The sequence below is a fragment of the Bacteroides muris (ex Fokt et al. 2023) genome, assembly GCF_024704895.1.
Lineage (GTDB): Bacteria > Bacteroidota > Bacteroidia > Bacteroidales > Bacteroidaceae > Bacteroides > Bacteroides muris.
In genome coordinates this window covers 18,473-39,404 of the sequence record NZ_JAMZEE010000038.1, presented here as the reverse complement: position 1 = coordinate 39,404, position 20,932 = coordinate 18,473, and the positions used below count along the sequence as shown (strand labels likewise).

The following is a 20,932-nucleotide window of genomic DNA, read 5'->3' as shown; positions in this document are numbered from 1 at the left end:
CAGTACATTATTGATGGACTTTACGTGAGAAAGTGCCGGATGGAGCAGGAATTTAAAGAGTTATAACAATCTAATAATAAGAATCATGGTAACCAAAACAACATTCAAAAAGAAATTTCCGGACGTTAAGGTGCAGAAGCTGCAGACCAGCGTTGTCTTCAGCAGGCAGCAGGTAGAAGAAACCGTATTGAAGATGTGCGATTCTCTCGGTGTCGGACTGCTTTATTACAATTATGCAAACAGATGGATAACCGTTTATACCTCCGAAAAAATGAAAAAGGCACTGGACTCAATGAAACCGGGTTTTGAGGTATTTCACGAACATTATGGTGTCTATGGTAAAGTGATAAGCGATAAGCCATTTGTCATTTGTGGAGAATTGTGTATTAGGGTTGACTTCGGGGGAATGCCTGAAAGTGGAGCATATTGTTGTACATGTTTTGTAATGTAATCGAATAAATATGAATATAGAGAAAATCATCTTCAATCTCCTAAGCGCACATAGGTGGGTTAGGTATTGGATACAAAAAGAGATTGTAGGCTTGACAATGCCTGGTGAATACGTTGAGATAAGGAGTTCTTTCTTATCAGATAAAGATCTTGCTGATATTTTAGAAGCTGGATTCAAAATTAAAAGCATCTGCTCAAAAAAAATAGATGCAGATGCTTATAATGATGTTCTGTTGATGCGTGAACTTTAAATATAACCAGAACAGATATGAAAGAATCAGATGATAAATACAGCAACCGCATTGCAGATGCTGAACAACTCACGAAAGAGGTACAAGCTATTTATTCAGAAATTAAAGTTTTTGAAGATGCTTATAAAAAACAGATTGCTCCGCTTAAACAAAAAATTGCTCAATTGGAGGAATCTTTTCTGGATAAATGGTTGGTTGATTCAACAGGAAGACCTGTTAGTAAAGGAATGGTGATTGAGAAGAATGGAAAGCGATTTAAGGTTCTTAACCGATATCAACAATGTATATTTCAATATTTAGGTAATGCAAGAGTTTCAGTTTTACCTGAAGGTAAAAAGCGAACTCTTGATATTTTTCCCTCTGAATTAGTTGAATTTACTATTGTAGAATTAGCGTAAAACTAAGTAGTAATGAATAAAACAAGAAAGATGATAAGCCTATTCACCGGCATTGGTGGTTTTGACTTGGCAGCCGATGTCCTCGGATGGGATATCTTACTTCAGTCTGAAATAGATGAGTTTTGTTTGCAAGTTTTAAAGAAGTGTTTTCCTGATGTACCCAAATATGGAGATATAAATGAAATCAATGCAAAGAAATATAGAGGCAACGTTGATGTTGTGGCCGGAGGATTCCCTTGTCAACCGTTCAGTAATGCCGGACTCCAAAAGGGACAAGAAGACCCCCGCTTTTTATGGCCGCCAATGTATCGAGTTATACAAGAATGTCGGCCGACATGGGTCGTCGCTGAAAATGTTCTAGGACTTATTAGTAACGCAGACGGAGTGGTCTTCGAGCAAGTGTGCTTTGATTTGGAAAGTGAAGGCTACGAAGTACAACCGTTTATTGTTCCAGCTGCGGGTAAGGACTCTTTTCAAGAAAGGAAGCGAGTTTGGATTGTTGCCTGCCTTAACAGCTTCGGAAGCAAAAAGGATAAAGTTACGTCGGGAGAGCATTTTAAAGCATTCAGACAAACGAAAAAGCAATTACCTGACTGCACACATTTCGAGAGCTGGGTTCAATCCCTCCGATATTACTCCGGGCTGGATGGAGTGGTTTATGGGATTCCCAATTGGATGGACAGAACTCACGCCCTCGGAAATGCGATTGACCCGCGAGTAGCATATGAGTTTTTAATAACAATAGATTATTTATTAGCGTAAAACTAAAAAGTAATGAATAAAAAAGAAATATCAATGAAAAAAGGTCAGAAGGTACGCATTCTGCGTACCAATCAAGTAGCGACAATCGTCGAAGTGGAGTTAATTCGTAAAGGTGGCAAGGTACATCGGTACTGCCATCTGAAGACAGATGAAAAGTCATATTTGTGGTTGGATGCCTCAGAACTGGGGAGTGTGGTGGAGGAAGTGAAGGTCTCGGTAGTTGATGACCGGAACCGGGAGCTGCACTTGGCTATATGCCATGACTACTCCAAGGATAATATGAAGGTGCATCTTACCAGCAAGAATCCGGATAATCTGAAGGAAGCTTCCGGACTATATGCGAGACTGATGAACTTGTTCATTGGGAGCCTGAAGGAAACGCGGGAACTGTAGGAGCGGATAACGTCCTTGATGATATGGAAAGCCTATTGAAATATAGAATGGAAAATCTTGATTGGATAGACCGTTTCTTGGAGAAGCTTGGCGTCGACGCTTTTCTTGAGTTTGAAACGAGGGTATATAGTGCCCTCGACAAGCTCAAGGTCATGCATTACTATGATATCGGGGGCTCGGTCATACCGGAGCAGCAGGAACTATTTATCAAATTCTGTTGCTGCTATATCACCGGGCACTCTGAATACGAATTCAATGAAGACTATACACAGATATGGAGGAAAGAAAGCTATGAACAATGGAAGATGGCAACCCGATGAGGACAGATACGTCCGGGAAAATGTCAATAAGAAGACATTGGAACAAATGGCGGAGCATTTGGGAAGATCCGCATTGGCTGTACAGTTATATATGCACCGGAAGCATATTGTAGTGGGACAGACAGTCAAGCGGAATCTGGTGCAGGAGATTCTCCGACTGAAATTCCGGCATCCGGAAAATTTCATGCCCAACCGTGCCTTCTACCAGGAGGTAGGCATCAACCAGATGCGCTGGTGGGATATTTTCTATGGCCGAAAAAATATAAACCAAGAAGAATATATCGCGTTGTCGAAGTATTTCGGTATAACACTGGAGGAGGCATTCGCAGCGCGTCAACTTTGCATATTTGAAGAACAATGATTGATGACGAATTAAAACAGAGAATAAAGGATGCCAACGAGATTACGGACGTGATCGGCCAGTTTGTATCCCTTCACAAGAGAGGTATCAATTATATAGGGATCTGCCCGTTTCATCCGGACCGGCATCCGTCGATGACCGTCAGTCCGTCAAGACAGACATACAGGTGTTTCGTCTGCGGTAAGGGAGGGGATGTTATCCAGTTTGTCCAGGATCATGAGAACATGTCATTCAACGAGGCTGTCACCTGGCTGGCCGGCCGTGCGGGACTCTCTCTTCCGGAACGGGTGATGTCCGACGAGGAAACGGCCAGGGTAAAAGAACGTGAAGCGCAGCGTATAGCGATGAAAGGCGCTGCATTCTTTTTCGAGAAGCATCTTCCGGAGGCGCAACTTTATCTGCATGACAGAGGGTTCAGCCTGGATGACAAGGTCCTGAAGGATTTCAGAATTGGATATGCCCCGGCAGGCAACCTGGCTAAAAAGGAGATGCTTGCAGCCGGATTTTCCGAACAGAAGCTGCTTGAAACGGACATCCTGAAGAGAAGCGAGAAGAACTTCACCTTCGACACTTTCAAGGACCGCATCATGTTTCCCTATTTTGATATCAAGGGCAACATAAACGGATATACTGGACGCTGGCTGACCCCGCAGGAAAACACCGGCAAGTACGTCAATACCGGGGACACGCCGTTGTTCAAGAAAGGCACTCACCTTTTCGGTTTGTACCAGGCACGTACTGCCATTGCAAGATATGATTGTGCGTATATAGTCGAAGGCCAGTTCGATGCCATGTCCATGCACAAGTTCGGTGTCTGCAATACCGTTGCCACCAGCGGAACCGCACTGACTCCGGAACAGATACAGCTGCTTGGCCGGTTCACCCATCGCGTGATACTTGTATATGATGCGGATGCAGCCGGGCTGAAAGCGTCACTGGTCAACTGTGAGGCTTTTCTGCGTACGGGTTTCCAGGTCAGTGCAGTTCCGCTTCCTGAAGGGAAGGATCCTGATAATATTGCCCAGGAGCAGAAACTTGAAACCGGAAAATGGCTTGCAAACCGGGAACAGAATTTCCTTCAATATTTTGCCATCTCCTTACGAGGCAAGAATCCCGGAACCGACCCAAACAGAGAGGAAGAGGCAATGCAACGGCTTTCAACCCTCATATCTGTCATCCCTTCGGAAACGCTTCTTCTCAAGTGCATAGAGATAATGGCCGGGATTTTCGGCTGCAACACGGAAGTCATCCAGCGGAAAGTGAATTCCATCTTGCGGCAGCGGAAGACAGCTTCCATCAAGGAGAAAGACAAGATGGCTCCCGGCATATATGGTATCGATATGATTGCGGAGGCACGTAGCGGGAATGAGCCTTGCATCCTGACATCGAATTATCAGGAGTTCCTCACCTTGTATGGAGATGCCCCCATAGCATACGTCCATGGCATTCCTGGAATGAACGACATACAGCAGTTGCGTCAGGCAAGCCAGATGTTCACCTCTGACAGCGATGGCCTTACCATTGCAAAGGACGGTACGGAATCCGGTTACCTTGCCGGATTATCTGCCATTTTCCGTGCCGGGCTCTCCAATATCACCATAACGGTCGAACGGGATGTCCAGGATGATAATGATGAGGAAGGAAGTGACGACGAGGAAAACATGGATGGGGAGGCAAACGATATCATCGAGACTTTCAGCTTTGTGAAATTCTACGTATTCCTGCACAAATGTTTTTTTAAGACCTATAATGGCGAACGTACTTCCTATATCGAACGTTGTGCTGAAATAATCAGTTACGCGGAAGATTCGGTACGCATCATCAACTTTACCTACTTTCAGAATTGCCTGGGACTGACCAAGCAAGCCTTGAATGAAATAGTCAGACCTTACCTGGCCAAACGTAAGTCACGCATGCTCATCAATGCACAGCGGACAGACGACGATTATATTGAAGATAATTATGATCCGAACGAACTTCCCCGTTATGTCCAGGACAATCCGGAATATCTGCAGATGTTTCAAGAATTCAATTACTATCCGAAACTCAACAAGCAGGGGGAGCCAGTATGCTATCTCTTCAAGAATGAAAAGTCGGGTTACACTTTGGTGGGTGACTTCTACATGATTCCACTCTTGCATATTTACTCAGATAACGACGAGGAAAACAAGCGTGTCCTTAGAATAAATCGTCGTAAATTCAAAACGCCACTTTATATTGAGGTAAACTCCAAGGTTTTAGCCAAGAAAAGCACTCTTGTAGAAAAGTTAGTAATGTTGGAAGCTGTAAATTTCTACAATGGTGAAGAAAAACATTGGGAAAAAATACGCACATATATGAGCAATAATTATATTACTTGTAGAGAAATTATCACATACGGAAACCAGCAAGAAGACGGTTTTTCCCGACGGGAAGACCAGCAGTTTTTTGCATTTGCCAACGGCATCTTCCATGTTGTTGACGGAATACCGAGATTTGATGCGGTGAATGAGCTTGGAGTGGTCACCCACAATGGCAAGAACTATTATCTACCGGCATTCTCCACCATATATGCCGGTTCCGGCAAGCAGTCCGACAAGTATGAACTTATTTCACAGCTTGTCTATAAGGAAATCCCTATAGACAAACGTTGTACTTTCGACGAATGGGCCTCACTGATGGACCGTGTATATAAAATCAATAACAACGGGAAATGGGCCATTCTCTTTGCCATCATGTGCGCTTTCCGAAGCAATATACACTGCATAGACCGTTTGTTTACAGCACCATTCTTTATGGGACCGATGTCATCCGGAAAAACACAGATTGCGATATCCATCCGTTCCCTGTTCATTTCTCCCAAGATACCGATTTTCAACCTGAACATCGGTACCGATGCAGCCATGTCCACATTGATGAGCACTTTCCGGGATGTTCCGGTTGTCCTTGATGAATACAACAATAAAGATATATCAGATATAAAGTTCCAGGCACTTAAAGGAATAGTATATGATGGCGATGGAAGACAGAAGCGTAAAGGCACATCCGGCAAGGAGATAGAAAACGACAAGGTGTACGCGCCGGTTGTCATTTGCGGCCAGGAAACTCCCCAACGTGATGACAATGCACTCATGTCACGTATTATAGTCTGCGAAGTCCCCAAACCGAAAAACCGGACCAGGGAGGAAGTGGAGCTTTTCAACAAACTCAAGGATATAGAGGATCCGGCCAAAATCGGGTTGTCGAATGTCCTCTTTGAAGTCCTTCAGCTGCGTCCGCTGGTAATGCAGCATTTCCGGGCACTGAAGCAGAAATCCTATGATGAATTGAAGCAGGCGCTGATAAATGCCGGTGAGATTGACCGCCTCATGAAGACTGCATCATTGTTTCTGGCGACATGCAGACTGATTGAGGATTATACAGAGTTGAAATTACCGTTCACCTATGAGGATTTTTTTAAAATAGCCTGCGATAAAATCAAATTCCAGGTGGAACTGATTTCCAAGACGGATAAACTGGCCACATTCTTCAAGGCTATGGATGTGATGATTGATACCAAGGCAATCAGGGAAGGCAGGGACTTCGCCATTGATACACCGGAACGAATCACCATCAAGCTGCCCGGAGGAGAGAAAAAGGAGGTTCCTATTCCTGCAGGAACCCGCGTGTTATTCCTACGCGTCAGTACCATCTATACGCAGTACGCACGTTCTTCATATAACCAGGAAGACTCAACGCAGTCGACCATCGAGCAGAACCTCCGCTCCCATCCCAGTTATCTGGGCTTTGTCCATGCACGCCGGTTCAATTGGTATGAAGTCGTGGAGGTACCACGCGGCGGTTTCGAGGAAGATACTCCCAATGAAACCGGAATTCCGGTAAAGCTTAACAATGACATGGTGCGTAAAGTTGAGAAGAAGTGTACCAATTCCAGTTGCATAGCTATCAACTACGAAATTTTCAGAGAATTATATAGCATTGATTTGCAACGCGGTTCTGAAGAATCCCGTGTTGACGATAATCCCGACAATGACCCTATCGGAGCAATCGGTGCCCCCCAGGAGCTGAAGTTCTGATTTTTATTATAAACTTAAAAAACGAGTTATGGAAACAAAAATTATTACGAGAGTGAACAATGTGGACATCGTGTCTACGAGTGACGAGCAACTGGTGCCCATCCGACCGATATGCGAGGCACTGGGCATTGATGCAAACGGCCAAAAACAACGCATCGAACGGAATGAAATACTCGGTCCAGTTGCGTGTATGATACACGCAACTGGAAAGGATGGAAAGACGTATGATATGTATGCCATTCCCTACATGTACATCTTCGGCTGGCTCTTCTCCATCGACACGTCCAAAGTCAGCGAAAATGCCAGAGAGGCCGTCCTGCGTTATCAGACGGAGTGCTACAAAGCATTGTTCGAGTACTTCACCGAACCGCAGACCTTCCTCAAACAAAAACAGGAGGTCATGGAGAAGAAAGTGACCGAGTACCAGGAGTGCCAGCGCCGCTTCAAGGATGCACAGAAACTGATGAATGAGGCAAAGTCTGAACTGAATCAGGTGATGAAGCTCACCATCGAGGACTGGAGGGCGAACAACCGCCAGTTGAATCTACCGTTCACAGCTGAAGAAATGACCAGGGAAACGGAAAAGGTCACCGGAGAATAAGAACCAAAAGATTGCCAACTTTTAAAACGAACAGATTATGGAAACAAAGATTATTGCAAGAGTGAACAATGTAGATATAGTATCTACGAGTGACGAACAAATGGTACCCATCCGCCCTATCTGCGAGGCGTTGGGCATTGCTTACGAGAGACAGACGACCAAGATAAAAGAACATCCGATTCTCTCTTCAACTGTTACCCTGAGGGTAATGGTTGCCGCCGATGGAAAACAGCGAGAAATGTTGTGCCTTCCATTGGAATTTATCTTCGGTTGGCTTTTTACAATAAATCCGGCCAATGTAAACGAAGATGCAAAACCTACGTTAATAAAATACCAGCACGAATGTTATCATGCCCTGTTCCTGCATTTCACCGCCCGTGCCCAATTTGTAGAACAAAAGCAAATTGAGATAGACCGCCAACTTTCGATTGTAGATGATGCCAAAGAACACTTTCGCACTGCAAAGAATATACTTTCGGAGGCCGAGGCCAAACTAAAACAATTGCGTTCATTGACAATGAATGATTACGATATTGAGAGTAGGCAATTGAAAATAGATTTCTAAAAAATATTCCGGACAGAATGCCGCACAATTCAAAAATAATCGCTATGTTTGCAATGCTTATCATACATAATCCAACAAATGCGGGCAGCGAGCTTGCATTTTCGGTGCAGGCATTTTTTATGCCCAGACATATTGTGTACCATATATGGTATCCGTGTACCCCCGTGTGGAGCGTTAATGCGCCCACAGCATTTGTTGGATGTGATAAGCAGCGGGAAAGGCACGGATACTTTCATCTTAAAAACTTATTGTTATGCTTGACAATGCAAAAGTTTCCACCGCTGCCAACAACAGCTTTGGAACGTCCGCCCACGAAACGGGCATCAACATCTCCACACTCACCCCTTACGAGTATTTCCACAGTATGGGAATTGATTTGCAAGATTTCTCCATCCGTATTCTTCGCAAGCGCCGTACGAACGGTGTTGCCATCACCAGTGTGTTCAATATCAGTGGCATCTACTATACGATCGGTGCTGAAGACTATGAGCACTTGCTGGTCGATTTGCTGGAACGATACCGGAAGAAACGTGCTTACCATAAGAGGTGCCAGGAACGGAAACGTGAGCGGAACATGCTTTCGTTCATCAACCGTTATCCGGATGCCATGGTACTTCCGGCATACTTTTCTTGACTTGCACCTTTCACATCAACTTTATGCTTTATTCCCGGTGGCCGCCCCATCGGGAATAAATGCTTTTTTATATTCTGATTTACGGACATTTCGTTCGGTTTCATCCTCCTGGTATCTTATGATACTTCCCTACTCCATCCCCCGGACCCCCTGGAATAAAAAGATAAGCAATATAGAGGGAGTTTTGAAAAGAAAATATTTCAAAAGAGGCGTCCAACAGTCCAACAGTCCAACAAGAGAAAGAATTTTAAAATGTAACTCTCTGTTGTATAGTAGTATATATTTTCTATTTAATCATATATATATACTACAATGGCGTTGTCTTGTTGGACGCTGTTGGACGTGTTGGATTGCCATTTTTCAACCATCCAACTGGCTCCGTCCAACAAAAACGGCAAAAAATGCGGCTTGTTGGACGTGTTGGACGTCCTCCAACAGTATTTTCTTTATAGTAAATTTGTATAATTAAATAATAATCAGTAACTTTAATAATTCTGTTGGACTGTAGGACAGTTGGAAGCAAAAATAAACAAAAACGGTTTCAAAAAATTTTTTTAAGGAAATGAGCATGATTACGACGAGTATTTCAATTACACCTTACCTTGCTGAATATCTGCGCGGGAAGTACAACAACGGTGCGGATGAGCCTTTCCGTATTCCTGACAATACGGACTTGTACCATGTGATATGGACGCTGATGTCACGGCGCCATCAGAACCAGTCTCCCATAGATGACGGTAATCTGACTATCATACTCCCGGAGAGGCGTATCGGCAAGAATCCGGAAGTGTATAACTATCTGTCCCCACGGGCGGCCAAAATTATAGAAACGGAAATACGCAGGATGTTCAACCGGGAACTTCATACGGCAATGGACGAGAACGACTTGAACGGACATGAGCTGAACAATCTCGATATCGTTCACAATTTCCTATGTGCGTATTGCATAGACAGCATCAGCGAGGATGCGTTGCTGAAGAACTTCTATCGGTGGCGGGAGAACATCCGCAAGCGGAAAAAGCGCCGCGAATACAAAAAGAAGTTAAAAAACAGCTAAAAAATTACCGACCGAACTATGCATTTTGTCCCAAAATGGAGGACAAAATGTCCTATGCGTGGCGAACTTATTGAATTACAAATAAATATCCTAATATGAAAGAACTTTCCATTCAGATTAAAGTCTATCCGGTGACCAGCATGCGCCAGGATGTCTATCGGTTCATGGCCGATGAGTTTGATTTTACTCCGGTACCGGAATCCTCAGAGGCGGGCCGCTGCTTCAATTGCAATAAAGATATAAACATAAGCCTTCCTCCATCCGGAGTGATGAAAGACTTCCTGGCAGGCAGGTTCTGCATTGTCGAGTTCACTGACACCAGGCACCGGAGTTTCCGGATCGGGGACAAAAAAATACCCGCCATTGTCTCGATATCCCCCAATCTGAATTCGGCGACTCTTAAAATTGAATGCAAAATGCTCAGTTCCCCGCTATTGTAGCGTCCTTCTCCCCTTTCTGCAGGCTGCCTATCTTCGCTGAAAAGATACGCAATGAACAGAACTTATCTACGCCAGCTTCTTACTTTAAATATACACCGGCTTCTTATCACGGCAGAGGGCTTGTCTTCTGCCATGATAGAGGCTTTTCCATTGGTGCCCGCTGACAGTCTGCAGCCGACATCCTTTTTCTTCAATGAAAATCCCCCCACATATAAGGAGACATCGAAAAAGGCCCTTTCACTTCTTCAGCAGGAAATGAAGGCCCGTTCGGAACTCCAGGGTATAACCGTCACCGATGACTTCTCTTCTGACGAACTTCCTGAAGGCAGTATCGCCTATCACCGTATCTGGGGATTCATCACCTCAGATTGTCAGTGGTATTTCTCCTCCAAGCAGTTCGAACGGGACCTGCTTGCGGCAGAAGCCAATCCGGCCATAACCTGCCATTTCCTGCATGTGAACTCTCCGGGAGGGGAAGCATGGTATATGGACAGACTCAGTGAGACGATGCGCTCACTCGGCAAACCTGTCATGACATTGGTGGAGCAATGCAACTGTTCGGCCAGCTATTATATAACCTGCCATTCCAAATTCATTGCCGCACTCACGGCCTATGATACCATCGGCTGCATAGGAACCATGATTTCCACTTGTAACTATGACGGATGGTTCGAAAAGATGGGTCTCAAACTCATCCAGGCCAAAGCCACGAAATCAGACCTGAAGAATAAAAAGACGGATGACTTGCTCAGAGGGAAACCGGAACAGTACATCAAAGAAGAACTGGATCCACCCAATGAACAGTTCCTTGCCGCCGTTCTTGCGTCCAGACCGCAACTGGGCAACCTGCCGGAAGACAATCCGGTATTCCGTGGTGAAACGTTCGATACTCCGCATGCCATCGATAAAGGGCTGGTTGACGCCTCCATGACTTTTCCCGAAGCTGTGGCTAAGGCTGTAGAACTCGGTCGCAGCTATATGGAGATTGAGAATATAAAAAGAAGTGCTCTCAACTATTTATAACTTAACTTTTGTTTATCATGAATTTAAAGGAAAGAATTCAGACCGTCCTGCAGAAACTGAATCTGCTGGACAAAGCGAAAGCCAATCAACTGACCCAGGAAGAATGGGGACAGATAGTCAACTCCTATAATCAGGAGTATCAGTCTATCCTTCAGGATGACTTGGCTGCGGACCAGGCGGCGCAACGGCAAACGGTTGCCGTCACCCAGGAACAGATTGACCAGGTACAGTTCATTCTTGGAAGTATCGTCAATCCGGTACAAACCAATTCAACAGCCACGGAAGAGGGAAACGGCGGGAATGGACCGGTGCAGACCATTTCACAGCCAGCCAACGGTGAAGGTCTGGTGCAACTGGCCACTGCTGTGCAGAGCCTGGTTGACAATATGAACAACCGCGCGGAGGATGATATCCCTTCCCAGACAGTGACAGCCGCTTCCATCATGTTCACGGGACCGGCAGACCGTTCCCGGTATCTTTTCGGTATTGAAAATCCGATGTTCTCCATGTCCGAACGTTGGAACAAAATTGCTGCCAATCCGGCCTCCGCTTCTTCTTACGGTCCATGGGAAGAAGATAATGAAGGAGCCGCTTTCCGTCGCCAGGCCGTTACTTTCTCCCGTTCACTGCAGCAACGTTACGATTATCTGCACAAAAACGGCATGCTTGACGCCAAACGTCTGGCAGCCGGAGAATTCAGTACGAACTACGAAGGGGTGGATACAGCCGGTGTGGGCAACCAGTATGTGGTCCTGCGCCAGGACGCTTTGATTGCCCGTGTACTCGCAGTCCGCGACCTCACGCAGTATTTTCCCGTCCGCTATGGGATTCAGGACCATGACCTCGTGTTCAATGCCTTCTTCTCCGAAGTTTCCCAAGCTTACCAGCAGGGTGAAATCTGGAAGGGTGACATGAAGCTTGAGAACGAGATGGGTCATGTGGATGATGCGATGATTAAGCTCAAGTTCGGTCCGATGAAAGAACTGGAGCGCATGTACATCGCTTATCTGAACAAGGAAGGCTCCGATCCTATCAAGTGGAACATGATCGAGTTCTGCATCCTGAACTCATTGGAAACTGCGCAGGTGGAGCAGAACAAACGCCGTATGCGGGGTATCTATGTCAAGCCGGAAACGGGTGTCGCAGGCAGTTACCTGAACGCATCGACCGGAATCATATACACACTGGTCCGCTACATGCATGAGTTTAAGATTCTTCCCCATGACGATGAGTCCTATCGCAGCTACACGGCTTCCAACATGCTGGATTCCGTTCAGGAGTTTGTCGGCGATGTGGTGGCATCCTGCACAGAAGACATGGATCTTGACCGCCACGTCCTCTATCTGAATAAGACCCATCTTCCCTGGTGGATTAAGAATGTCCGCGCCAAATATGGAAAGGACATTGACTTTTCCGGTCCGGACAGTTACCGCAATGTGGTACCTGACACAAATATGCGTATCATCTGGTTGCCTTACCTCGGTCAGCTTCCCCTCATGTTCATGGATGTTCCGGGCAACCTCCAGTTCCTGGAATTCGTACCGGGCGAGATGCTCTCTATCAAGGTGAAAGAGGACATGGAACTGGTAAAGGCATGGTCCACCTGGAAAGAAGGCACCGCCGCTTCGTTCACCGGCCGCCGTTTTGACAGCCTGGAAAAACTGAAGGCCAACAATTACGAATGGCAGCAGATCTTCATAAACAAACCTACCGTCGATATGGCAGCGGACGCGACCACTGTCGATGCTTCAAAGGGATTCTGGCAGATAACAGCGGCCAACACTGGAGCCAAAGCGATTACGGATATTACGAATGCCAAAGCCGGTGTAGCCTACATCATTGAATGTGGCAGCACGAAGAATGCCACTACCATCGCCAAGTCGGACAAGTTTGCCGACATTACGGAAGCTTATACTCCGACCAAAGAGGGTGACTATATAATGGTAATCCTGAACAGTAAGGGTAACTTCTTGGAACTGGAACGTCAGGTAGGCGGTGTACGCAAGGTGAACGCTGCACTCCAGCCCAACATTCCTGGAGTCAGATAATTGGTTGTCTATAAGAACAGATTGTTTTCAGGTAGCGCGGGGCGGGTCCACTTAAGCCCGCTCCGTTTTTTATAACTTAAAAACTAAAATTGTATGAAAGCAAAAAGAATTTCAAATCCTTTCCGTAAAGGGAACCAGGCTGCCCGTAAGATGCAGGTCCGGTTTTTCCTTTCGCTGATGGTGCTTCTGGCACTCGTGTTTATTCTTGATATGGTCATGTCTCCCGGTTCTGTGCTGGGAATTTACGGATTTTCCGGTACCACACTGGCCGCCATGATGGTCATCGGTGACGTGGACGATGTATCCGACCGTAAGACGCACGGCTCGAATATAGCCTACAAGATTTACCTGGTGGATGTCGACCAGATAAATTCCGATGTACCCTTTCCGCTTCCAAACCAGCAGCGTGAGATAAGCACCATCCCGATGAAAGCCGGACAATACATGAAGTACTTTGCGGCGCACGATATTCCCACCTACACTTCAACCGGTGAGAAAGGTGACATTACCACCAGCGGTACCAACACTTTTGTTGCCGTCATGGGCGGCATGCGTGACCAGCTGCTCGATTTCATTGAACAGCATGCCGGAGGCAAGTTCATCATCCTTTTCAAGGAAGTGGGCGATGCGCAGTGGTATATTCTCGGCAACTATGACCGTCCGATGGTACTCTCCTCCTTCGAGTCCAAAAATGACAAGGACGGGCGTTATGTAACCTATACCTTCACACGTACAAGCATTGACCAGTACTACAAGTATACGGGCGATATTGTCCGTGCTCCGGCAGCTGCTCACACGGCTGGCGCAACGGCACTTGCCATTAAATCCACCAACAACCGTTATACCATCCCCGATGGCAATGAAGGCACATACGCCATTTCCACTGTCAGCGGATTGACAGCCAATGATAAGGGACGTTACATCACACTTGAGGGTACCGGTACCGACAAGGCGGCCACCATTGCCGACGGCAACAGCTTTGTGCTTGAGGATGGAGCTACCTGGACAGCCAAAGCGGGTTCTTCCATCACCTTCATGGTGCTTGATGCCTCTACACTTGTCGAGGTATCCGGCAGCCGTGTGCAGACAGCTTAGTAAAAAACACCTCTTACAAGTCAGCAGAATTCCCTTATAGGCAGCGTGTTGGCTTGTAAGACTTAAATCTGTATGTTATGTATAGTTTCAAAGAAAAGAAGACACATTTCGTGGCTCTCCGGAATCCGGATGTGGCACAATATGACCTTGAGTTACTGGCTAAAGAAGTTCCTGGATTTCCGCAGCTTGCCACATTCTCACGCAACCCCAAACGTTATGCCGATGATATCCTTTATGCTTTGTTAGATTGTGCCACACGTGAAGAAATACGTGAGTATCGCCGGGCTATGATTGCAAAAAAGGCAAAAGAGGCTGAAGATGCCGGAGAAAAGAAAACAAAAAGTCCTGCCACGAAAAAGACGGCCGAAAAAAAACAGCAAATGCCCGAAGGGGAAACAACACATACCGAAGAGACCGGTCCACATGATGACGTGGAAAAGCCTGAAACAGCTCCGGCTGACAACTCGGCAGAAGAGTTGAAACAAGCGCTTGATGAAGCGGAAGCCCGTGCTGAAGAAGCCGAACAGCGTGCCGATGAAGCGGAGGAAGCCAGGGATGAAGCGGAAGCCCGTGCCCAGGAGACTGAGCAGGCGCTGGAAGAAGAGAAAAAAAAAGAGCCGGCCAATGTTCCGGTAAAGTCCAAAAGCAAGAGGAATACCCGCAAATCGACTGGGACAACCTCTTCGACCCGCAAGTCCAAATAGCCACACTCATCTACAACGACCGTGTGGTCACTTGGAAACAGATGAAGCAGCTCGACGAAAGTCTGGAAAGAAAACCGCAGAAGCGTGACATCATGGACATGGTGGAACTGCGTATCCGTAATCTTCAGGCATTCGATGAGCTGCAATCGTTCAACGACACTGGGAAGTTCCTCTACATTCATCCGCTCATAGCCCACCAGTCAGAGAGAGCACAACTGGAGAAGCTGCTGCAGACGGACCCGCAGGAGTTCCTGCGCCTGCATAAGAATGTGACGGACAATATCCGCAGATACGAGTGTTACCTGAAACGCGCTGACAGGCAAAACAAGCGCACCCAAGACAAGGAGAATCTCCGACGTCACCGTGAACGGGAATCACTGTTCAAAGCAATATTGCAAAAATTCAATTCGAAGTAAAATGGAAAAGCTGATAGAAGTATTTAATTTGGGTGGTTTGCCTACTGCCCCGCTGGATTCGTTCTTGGAGCTTCAGGAAGACTTCAAGAAGTCTGATCCTGACAAATTATCGAAACTGCAGATGCTTATCATCACCCGTGGTTTCAAGTATGCATTCAAAGCCTGGCAGGATTCGGACGGAAAGCTCTGGATTATCGATGCCCATCAGAGACGGAAAGCACTGCTTGCATTGCGCAAGTCCGGGTTTACAATACCGGAAATACCTTATGAACCCATTTTTGCGGCAGACAAGAAGGAAGCGGTAGAAGAAATCGCAGCCTATAATTCCGAGTTTGCCACCAGGAATCCGGATACCCTGCTGTTCAAAAAATATAATATAGATTCTGACACCCTGCAGCGCTTCAATCTGGGTTATGAGGTCAAGACCACTGATTTCGGGCAGCTATCTCCCTTGTTTGCCCAAGAGCATGAGTCGGAAAATGTGCAGGAAGATGCCACCGATTTTAATGTTCCTGCATCTGAAGATACTGTAATTGCCAGACCCGGCGATATATGGTTGCTCGGCAGTCACCGGCTGATGTGTGGCGATTGCCGTTCCAAAGCGGACATCACGGCGCTAATGAACGGGCAGCATGCGGACTTGTGCGTCACAGACCCGCCGTACAACGTGAACTATGAAGGCGGTACAGAGGAGGAACTCACCATTCAGAACGATTCCATGGAAAACGACTTGTTCGCCACCTTTCTCAGGCAAGTGTTTTCTGTCATGTTTGCCGTACTCAAGCCGGGAGGATCCTACTATATATTCCATGCGGACAGTGAAGGCGAGAATTTCCGGGCTTCTCTCAGGAAAGCGGGATTCAAGATTGCACAATGCTGCATCTGGGTAAAGAATACTATGGTGATGGGACGCCAGGATTATCAATGGCAGCATGAACCTTGTCTATATGGCTGGAAACCGGGTGCCGGACATCAATGGAATTCCGACCGTAAGCAGACTACCGTCTGGAATTTCGACAAGCCGCAGCGCAATGCCATACATCCGACAATGAAGCCCATAGCCCTTATGGCATATCCCATATCCAATTCCAGCACTCCCGGTCAGATAGTCCTCGACATCTTCTCCGGATCCGGTTCAACCCTCATGGCATGCCAGCAGATAGACCGTATCTGTCATGCTATGGAGATAGACCCGAAATATGTTACCGCCACCATTTACCGATACCGCGCCATGTTCCCTGGACAGCCCATCCGGTTAGTCCGGAACGGAGAATTACTGGATGTGAAACAGACAGCTGATATGATAGCTGACCAAAACAAGGTAATCCAATGAGACATGCATCACTTTTCAGCGGAATAGGTGCGCCGGAATTGGCCGCTTATTGGTTGGGTTGGGAAAATGTATTCCATTGTGAAATCAACCCATTTTGTAGACAAGTACTTAATTATTGGTTCACTAATTCAAAAAGTTATGAGGATATCACAAAAACAGATTTTAGAGAATGGCAAGGGAAAATTGATGTCCTCACGGGAGGATTTCCATGCCAACCGTTCAGTGTGGCCGGAAAGAGAAAGGGAACAGAAGATAACCGCTACCTCTGGCCGGAATTTAAACGTGCCATACGGGAAATCAGACCGCCTTGGGTTGTTGGTGAGAATGTTGCTGGCATCTTATCAATGGTACAACCCAGCAAGAAGGCTGACATGGAAAGTATGCCGGCTACGGAGCATGAGGATAAACAGGAGTTTGTCATCGAAACCATCTGCAAGGACCTTGAAGCCGAAGGATATACTGTCCAACCGATTGTTATACCGGCTTGTGCCGTCGGTGCGCCCCATAGAAGAGACAGAGTCTGGTTCATCGCTTGTAACAACAGCTTCAGATTACGAAAAAAAAAGAGTGAAGGAAAATCGGATACGGATGGCAGAATACCTCCGTACGAATTTATTGCAGACTCCCACGACTGTCCAACGTTGCGAAGCACCGGAAAAAATGAAGGAAAGGGCACTCAAAAAGGGATACAAGAACGGAACGACATACAACAGTCTGCTAAGCCAGCTTGTTTATGGGGGACTTCTTCCTACTCCTCAAGCGGCAGACAGTTCAATTGGTGCAGTAATAGGACAGAACGACCGCTTTATCATTACGAAGAACGGGATGTTTCGGAAAGTGAATCAGAACGGTTCGAACGGAAGTGTAGGACTTGGAAGGATTTTCCATCTGATGAGCACACCGACTGCATCGGATTGGAAGGGAGGCTCGACAAGGAAAAACCCCTCTCTCCAGAGAACGAGTCTGCGTGGGGAAATACATGCGGATTACGGTATTGGGAAGACTTCCCAACTCAACCCCCTATTTGTCGAGGAGATGATGGGATTTCCGACCTATTGGATACTGATGCCATTTTTAAAGGCTCCCGGTCCATCCGTCAAAACCCTTATTCCAGATGGAGGACAGAAGCTATAAAAGCCTATGGAAATGCCATGGTGCCGCAAGTGATATATCAGATATATAAGACCATCAACGAAATAGAACAATAACATGAAAAATGAAATCAGTCCAACTTCAAATGTCGATAAGGCCACCTTGATAGGTGACGAATATGTATCCCAGGTGCGTACTTTCGGTGCCTTGGGGTACACTCCCCACCGTATATGTACGCTTCTCGGCCTGCGTGGGAAAGAAAAAACGGCACTTATAGTCCGTCTGTCGATACCCGGTGACGTATATTACGACGCCTACCGTAACGGTTGTGCCCTGGGAGAATACAATATCGATGCCGAACTTGCCAAGAAAGCCGAGACCGGTGATGTGTCGGCCATTGAGACCTTGGAAACACGTAAGCAGGAACGGACAGTCAAAGACTTAAGAAACCAACTATTTGGAATATGACCAGACTCGACACCCTTGATAAGATACATCCGGACTTGATATCCGCATTCCTCACCACCGGGAAGTGTGACGGCATTCCTGCCGATGTGCAGTTATTCCTCAAGCAGCTGCAATGGGCGGCGGAGATTTACGAATACGAGCGTAACATCACCCGTGCCGCCAAGCAGCTGCGCCAGCGCATCAATGCCCAGCAGCAGATAAATGTGGATGAACGTACATGCAAGGCACGCATTTATGCGGCCATCAATTACTTCAATATCGACAACAATGTGTCCATCAAGGTGTGGGAGTCCAACTATGCCGACAAGTACGAGGATCTTGCCAAGCTTTGTGCGGCTGCCGGTGACTACAAGACCCAGGGCAAGTGCTATGCCGCCGCCCTGGAGTGCCGTCGCCGTGCCGCCGAGATTGCCGAAGCCGACCGTAATCTGGGAATCGTTTTCCTGATATCTCCCGAGCTTACTCCGGAAGACCTGGGATACAGCAAGGCCTCCCTGAAGGAGATTGCCTCCAAGCACAATAAAGGGTTCTATCTGAACCTGATAGAGAACCTTCCCATCGAGAAGGCCGAAAAGAAGCGCCTGCTGCGCGATGCGGATATTGAGGAAGCTGAATACGAAGAACTTAATGAAGAGTGAGATGGAAACAGATATTGAAACCACTTCCCGGTTTGAGGAATACTACATGAACCAGATGCAGATACTGGTCAATGTCATCGATGCCAACAACATATTTGCCGAGGTGGCGCGTGCAGGTGGCAAGACGGAAGGTATCACCGGCCCACGTATCATCCGTGTGGCCAATGACATGCCAGGCGAACTGTCGTTTCTGGTACATAAGACCTACGTTGCCCTGATGACGAACGTATGGCCCAACCTTCAGGCTTATTTCTCCAGGGAAGTCACCGTAGGTGGGAAGGCGCGCTCCATGCTGGAATATGGTATTGACTATGTGGTGGGCGAAAATAAGCTCCCTTCTCATTTCCGCAAGCCCCGATATCCCATATCCTACCCCAAACACAGTGTCGTTTTCCGGGATGGCCATCACATCCAGTTGGTAAGTTCGGATCAGCCGGAGTCCGTTGCCGGACGCTCTGCCGTTCACGCCATCATTGAAGAGATGAAACACAACAAAGGGGAGAAATTGAAAACCCGCTTGTTCCCTTCCCTCCGTGGTGCCAGTGCCGAAATACGCCGGTCACCTTATTACCAAGGTATCACGGGCGTATCCGATACCGCGCGTGTGGATCTCGGCGAAGATGACTGGTTCGAGGAATATGAGAAGAATATGGATACGAAACTGATGGAGGAAATTTCTACAGTTGCGCTTCATGTAAATGCAGCTATCTATCAGAAATACAAGCTCATAAATTCCCAACGGGAAACGACAAATCCCGTTACCCTTGAACGTATCCGTCTTGAAATCATCAGGCAGGACCGCATCATATCCTTATGGCAGCCCCGCCTGGCAGACATGCGCCGTAACGCCACGTTGTACGTCCGTGCCAGTTCCTTCTGCAACAAGGATATTCTTGGTCCGAAGTTCTTCAAGACGCAGCTTGAGACCTTGGATATGGACGAATTCCTCACTTCCATCTGCGCTATCCGTCATAAGGAGGTTATCAACAAATTCTTCGCCAACTACAACAAGGAGAAACATCAGTATGCAGACAGCTATATTTATGAATCCATTCTACGACTTGACCTGCGGGAACATTTTCTACTCACAGCCCGCTATTTGAAGCACTACAACAAGCGTGACGAGCTTTTGGTAGGATATGACCCCGGCCACTTCTCCAGCCTTGTTGTCGGGCAGGAAAAGGAATACGGCCGTCAGCTCCGCATTATAAAGGAACTCTATTGCTGTTACCCGGATGAACAGCCCGAACTCGCCCGTCAGTTCTACGAGTTTTTCGGTACCGATGCTCTGAATAAACGTATCGTCCTCTATTCTGACCGTGCCGGGAATAAACGTCGTGAGGAACTAGAGCAGATTACCACCGACAGCCGTGCCTTGAAGCGTGAGCTGGAAAGTTATGGCTTTGAGGTGGAACTGATGAACGAAGGGCAGGCCACCGTCTACCATTGGCAGCAGTTCAAGTTGTTGCTTCTTATGTTTGGAGGCCGGAGCAATGCCTTGCCGGAAATTTTGATAGACGAGAACGAGTGCAGGAACCTTTGCAGTGCCATCATGCTGTCACCGTTGAAAAAAACGGAAGGCCGCATCGAGCTGGACAAATCGTCGGAAAAGAAAGTGCCTCTCAAGAACCAGGCCGGACTGACAACACAGCTTCCCAGTGCCTTGATTTATCTTCTTTTCGGGCGTTATGGAAACAAAGTGTTGAGTGAATTATCGTCCATGCCGGACAATTTACCTGATAATTTGGCTATATAACGGCTGTTTTTCACTATAAAAATAGTCAGTAAAGATACAATAATGGTATCGTTTGACATTAAAACAAACGCT

The 20,932-nt window shown here is 46.8% G+C and carries 23 protein-coding genes; all 23 read left to right on the top strand.

The genetic code is table 11. The annotated features are described in order from the left end of the window. The first annotated feature begins 85 nt into the window (after window positions 1–85). The 23 genes from M1B78_RS14000 (at window position 86) to M1B78_RS13890 (ending at window position 20,860) form a co-directional block, all read left to right on the top strand. The gene (locus M1B78_RS14000) at window positions 86–451 is read left to right on the top strand and encodes a hypothetical protein (RefSeq protein WP_257940991.1); all 366 of its coding nucleotides are present in this window, start codon (window positions 86–88) and stop codon (window positions 449–451) included. Window positions 452–461: 10 nt separating this feature from the next. Continuing rightward, window positions 462–701, top strand: a complete 240-nt coding sequence (locus M1B78_RS13995) for a hypothetical protein (RefSeq protein ID WP_057258675.1) — start codon at window positions 462–464, stop codon at window positions 699–701. 17 nt (window positions 702–718) lie between these two features. Further along, complete coding sequence (locus tag M1B78_RS13990) at window positions 719–1,099, top strand: xylulose kinase (protein WP_117965736.1); 381 nt, start codon at window positions 719–721, stop codon at window positions 1,097–1,099. A gap of 12 nt (window positions 1,100–1,111) precedes the next feature. Then, window positions 1,112–1,861 (top strand): DNA cytosine methyltransferase, encoded by a 750-nt coding sequence (locus tag M1B78_RS13985; protein ID WP_117599692.1) that lies wholly within the window; start codon window positions 1,112–1,114, stop codon window positions 1,859–1,861. 33 nt (window positions 1,862–1,894) lie between these two features. Beyond that, window positions 1,895–2,254, top strand: coding sequence for a hypothetical protein (locus tag M1B78_RS13980; RefSeq protein WP_257940990.1), 360 nt, complete (start codon window positions 1,895–1,897; stop codon window positions 2,252–2,254). Between the two features lie 47 nt (window positions 2,255–2,301). Continuing rightward, the gene (locus tag M1B78_RS13975; protein ID WP_119957877.1) at window positions 2,302–2,574 is read left to right on the top strand and encodes a hypothetical protein; all 273 of its coding nucleotides are present in this window, start codon (window positions 2,302–2,304) and stop codon (window positions 2,572–2,574) included. After that, window positions 2,546–2,935: a hypothetical protein gene (locus M1B78_RS13970; protein ID WP_044467546.1), complete on the top strand. Its 390-nt coding sequence runs from the start codon at window positions 2,546–2,548 to the stop codon at window positions 2,933–2,935. The genes M1B78_RS13975 and M1B78_RS13970 overlap by 29 nt, the downstream gene beginning before the upstream one ends. Next, entirely contained in the window at window positions 2,932–6,990 is a 4,059-nt protein-coding gene (gene dnaG / locus M1B78_RS13965) for a DNA primase (RefSeq protein WP_257940989.1), read from the top strand. Before M1B78_RS13970 ends, dnaG begins: the two co-directional genes overlap by 4 nt. Before the next feature lie 28 nt (window positions 6,991–7,018). Then, window positions 7,019–7,591, top strand: a complete 573-nt coding sequence (locus M1B78_RS13960; RefSeq protein ID WP_215709197.1) for a phage antirepressor N-terminal domain-containing protein — start codon at window positions 7,019–7,021, stop codon at window positions 7,589–7,591. 37 nt (window positions 7,592–7,628) lie between these two features. Then, a complete protein-coding gene (locus M1B78_RS13955) occupies window positions 7,629–8,156 on the top strand; it encodes a phage antirepressor N-terminal domain-containing protein (RefSeq protein WP_131225240.1) in 528 nt (175 codons plus the stop codon). A 253-nt stretch (window positions 8,157–8,409) separates the two neighbouring features. Then, on the top strand, window positions 8,410–8,790 hold the full coding sequence (locus tag M1B78_RS13950; protein WP_257940988.1) for a hypothetical protein: 381 nt from the start codon (window positions 8,410–8,412) through the stop codon (window positions 8,788–8,790). 568 nt (window positions 8,791–9,358) lie between these two features. Then, window positions 9,359–9,847, top strand: coding sequence for a hypothetical protein (locus tag M1B78_RS13945; RefSeq protein WP_044467564.1), 489 nt, complete (start codon window positions 9,359–9,361; stop codon window positions 9,845–9,847). Window positions 9,848–9,942: 95 nt separating this feature from the next. After that, window positions 9,943–10,287 carry a hypothetical protein gene (locus tag M1B78_RS13940; RefSeq protein WP_257940987.1) on the top strand — a complete coding sequence of 115 codons (345 nt, stop codon included), beginning with the start codon at window positions 9,943–9,945 and terminating at the stop codon, window positions 10,285–10,287. 51 nt (window positions 10,288–10,338) lie between these two features. Then, complete coding sequence (locus M1B78_RS13935) at window positions 10,339–11,310, top strand: S49 family peptidase (RefSeq protein WP_257940986.1); 972 nt, start codon at window positions 10,339–10,341, stop codon at window positions 11,308–11,310. Between the two features lie 17 nt (window positions 11,311–11,327). After that, window positions 11,328–13,358 carry a hypothetical protein gene (locus tag M1B78_RS13930; RefSeq protein ID WP_257940985.1) on the top strand — a complete coding sequence of 677 codons (2,031 nt, stop codon included), beginning with the start codon at window positions 11,328–11,330 and terminating at the stop codon, window positions 13,356–13,358. Window positions 13,359–13,451: 93 nt separating this feature from the next. Further along, a complete protein-coding gene (locus tag M1B78_RS13925) occupies window positions 13,452–14,453 on the top strand; it encodes a hypothetical protein (RefSeq protein ID WP_119961570.1) in 1,002 nt (333 codons plus the stop codon). Between the two features lie 77 nt (window positions 14,454–14,530). Continuing rightward, on the top strand, window positions 14,531–15,157 hold the full coding sequence (locus M1B78_RS13920; RefSeq protein WP_257940984.1) for a hypothetical protein: 627 nt from the start codon (window positions 14,531–14,533) through the stop codon (window positions 15,155–15,157). A 41-nt stretch (window positions 15,158–15,198) separates the two neighbouring features. After that, window positions 15,199–15,573: a hypothetical protein gene (locus tag M1B78_RS13915; protein ID WP_044467552.1), complete on the top strand. Its 375-nt coding sequence runs from the start codon at window positions 15,199–15,201 to the stop codon at window positions 15,571–15,573. Between the two features lies 1 nt (window position 15,574). Next, window positions 15,575–16,906: a DNA-methyltransferase gene (locus M1B78_RS13910; RefSeq protein WP_257940983.1), complete on the top strand. Its 1,332-nt coding sequence runs from the start codon at window positions 15,575–15,577 to the stop codon at window positions 16,904–16,906. Continuing rightward, the gene (locus tag M1B78_RS13905) at window positions 16,903–18,114 is read left to right on the top strand and encodes a DNA cytosine methyltransferase (RefSeq protein ID WP_257940982.1); all 1,212 of its coding nucleotides are present in this window, start codon (window positions 16,903–16,905) and stop codon (window positions 18,112–18,114) included. The genes M1B78_RS13910 and M1B78_RS13905 overlap by 4 nt, the downstream gene beginning before the upstream one ends. A 1-nt stretch (window position 18,115) precedes the next feature. Next, window positions 18,116–18,466 carry a hypothetical protein gene (locus M1B78_RS13900; RefSeq protein ID WP_257940981.1) on the top strand — a complete coding sequence of 117 codons (351 nt, stop codon included), beginning with the start codon at window positions 18,116–18,118 and terminating at the stop codon, window positions 18,464–18,466. Next, window positions 18,463–19,104 (top strand): hypothetical protein, encoded by a 642-nt coding sequence (locus M1B78_RS13895; RefSeq protein WP_044467555.1) that lies wholly within the window; start codon window positions 18,463–18,465, stop codon window positions 19,102–19,104. The genes M1B78_RS13900 and M1B78_RS13895 overlap by 4 nt, the downstream gene beginning before the upstream one ends. A 1-nt stretch (window position 19,105) precedes the next feature. Next, window positions 19,106–20,860: a hypothetical protein gene (locus tag M1B78_RS13890; RefSeq protein ID WP_257940980.1), complete on the top strand. Its 1,755-nt coding sequence runs from the start codon at window positions 19,106–19,108 to the stop codon at window positions 20,858–20,860. Window positions 20,861–20,932 lie beyond the last annotated feature (72 nt).

Bases quoted from the DNA above. Each gene is read 5' to 3' on its own strand.
- M1B78_RS14000 (WP_257940991.1), top strand. From the start codon at position 86: ATGGTAACCAAAACAACATTCAAAAAGAAATTTCCGGACGTTAAGGTG.
- M1B78_RS13995 (WP_057258675.1), top strand. From the start codon at position 462: ATGAATATAGAGAAAATCATCTTCAATCTCCTAAGCGCACATAGGTGG.
- M1B78_RS13990 (WP_117965736.1), top strand. From the start codon at position 719: ATGAAAGAATCAGATGATAAATACAGCAACCGCATTGCAGATGCTGAA.
- M1B78_RS13985 (WP_117599692.1), top strand. From the start codon at position 1,112: ATGAATAAAACAAGAAAGATGATAAGCCTATTCACCGGCATTGGTGGT.
- M1B78_RS13980 (WP_257940990.1), top strand. From the start codon at position 1,895: ATGAAAAAAGGTCAGAAGGTACGCATTCTGCGTACCAATCAAGTAGCG.
- M1B78_RS13975 (WP_119957877.1), top strand. From the start codon at position 2,302: ATGGAAAATCTTGATTGGATAGACCGTTTCTTGGAGAAGCTTGGCGTC.
- M1B78_RS13970 (WP_044467546.1), top strand. From the start codon at position 2,546: ATGAACAATGGAAGATGGCAACCCGATGAGGACAGATACGTCCGGGAA.
- dnaG (WP_257940989.1), top strand. From the start codon at position 2,932: ATGATTGATGACGAATTAAAACAGAGAATAAAGGATGCCAACGAGATT.
- M1B78_RS13960 (WP_215709197.1), top strand. From the start codon at position 7,019: ATGGAAACAAAAATTATTACGAGAGTGAACAATGTGGACATCGTGTCT.
- M1B78_RS13955 (WP_131225240.1), top strand. From the start codon at position 7,629: ATGGAAACAAAGATTATTGCAAGAGTGAACAATGTAGATATAGTATCT.
- M1B78_RS13950 (WP_257940988.1), top strand. From the start codon at position 8,410: ATGCTTGACAATGCAAAAGTTTCCACCGCTGCCAACAACAGCTTTGGA.
- M1B78_RS13945 (WP_044467564.1), top strand. From the start codon at position 9,359: ATGATTACGACGAGTATTTCAATTACACCTTACCTTGCTGAATATCTG.
- M1B78_RS13940 (WP_257940987.1), top strand. From the start codon at position 9,943: ATGAAAGAACTTTCCATTCAGATTAAAGTCTATCCGGTGACCAGCATG.
- M1B78_RS13935 (WP_257940986.1), top strand. From the start codon at position 10,339: ATGAACAGAACTTATCTACGCCAGCTTCTTACTTTAAATATACACCGG.
- M1B78_RS13930 (WP_257940985.1), top strand. From the start codon at position 11,328: ATGAATTTAAAGGAAAGAATTCAGACCGTCCTGCAGAAACTGAATCTG.
- M1B78_RS13925 (WP_119961570.1), top strand. From the start codon at position 13,452: ATGAAAGCAAAAAGAATTTCAAATCCTTTCCGTAAAGGGAACCAGGCT.
- M1B78_RS13920 (WP_257940984.1), top strand. From the start codon at position 14,531: ATGTATAGTTTCAAAGAAAAGAAGACACATTTCGTGGCTCTCCGGAAT.
- M1B78_RS13915 (WP_044467552.1), top strand. From the start codon at position 15,199: ATGAAGCAGCTCGACGAAAGTCTGGAAAGAAAACCGCAGAAGCGTGAC.
- M1B78_RS13910 (WP_257940983.1), top strand. From the start codon at position 15,575: ATGGAAAAGCTGATAGAAGTATTTAATTTGGGTGGTTTGCCTACTGCC.
- M1B78_RS13905 (WP_257940982.1), top strand. From the start codon at position 16,903: ATGAGACATGCATCACTTTTCAGCGGAATAGGTGCGCCGGAATTGGCC.
- M1B78_RS13900 (WP_257940981.1), top strand. From the start codon at position 18,116: ATGAAAAATGAAATCAGTCCAACTTCAAATGTCGATAAGGCCACCTTG.
- M1B78_RS13895 (WP_044467555.1), top strand. From the start codon at position 18,463: ATGACCAGACTCGACACCCTTGATAAGATACATCCGGACTTGATATCC.
- M1B78_RS13890 (WP_257940980.1), top strand. From the start codon at position 19,106: ATGGAAACAGATATTGAAACCACTTCCCGGTTTGAGGAATACTACATG.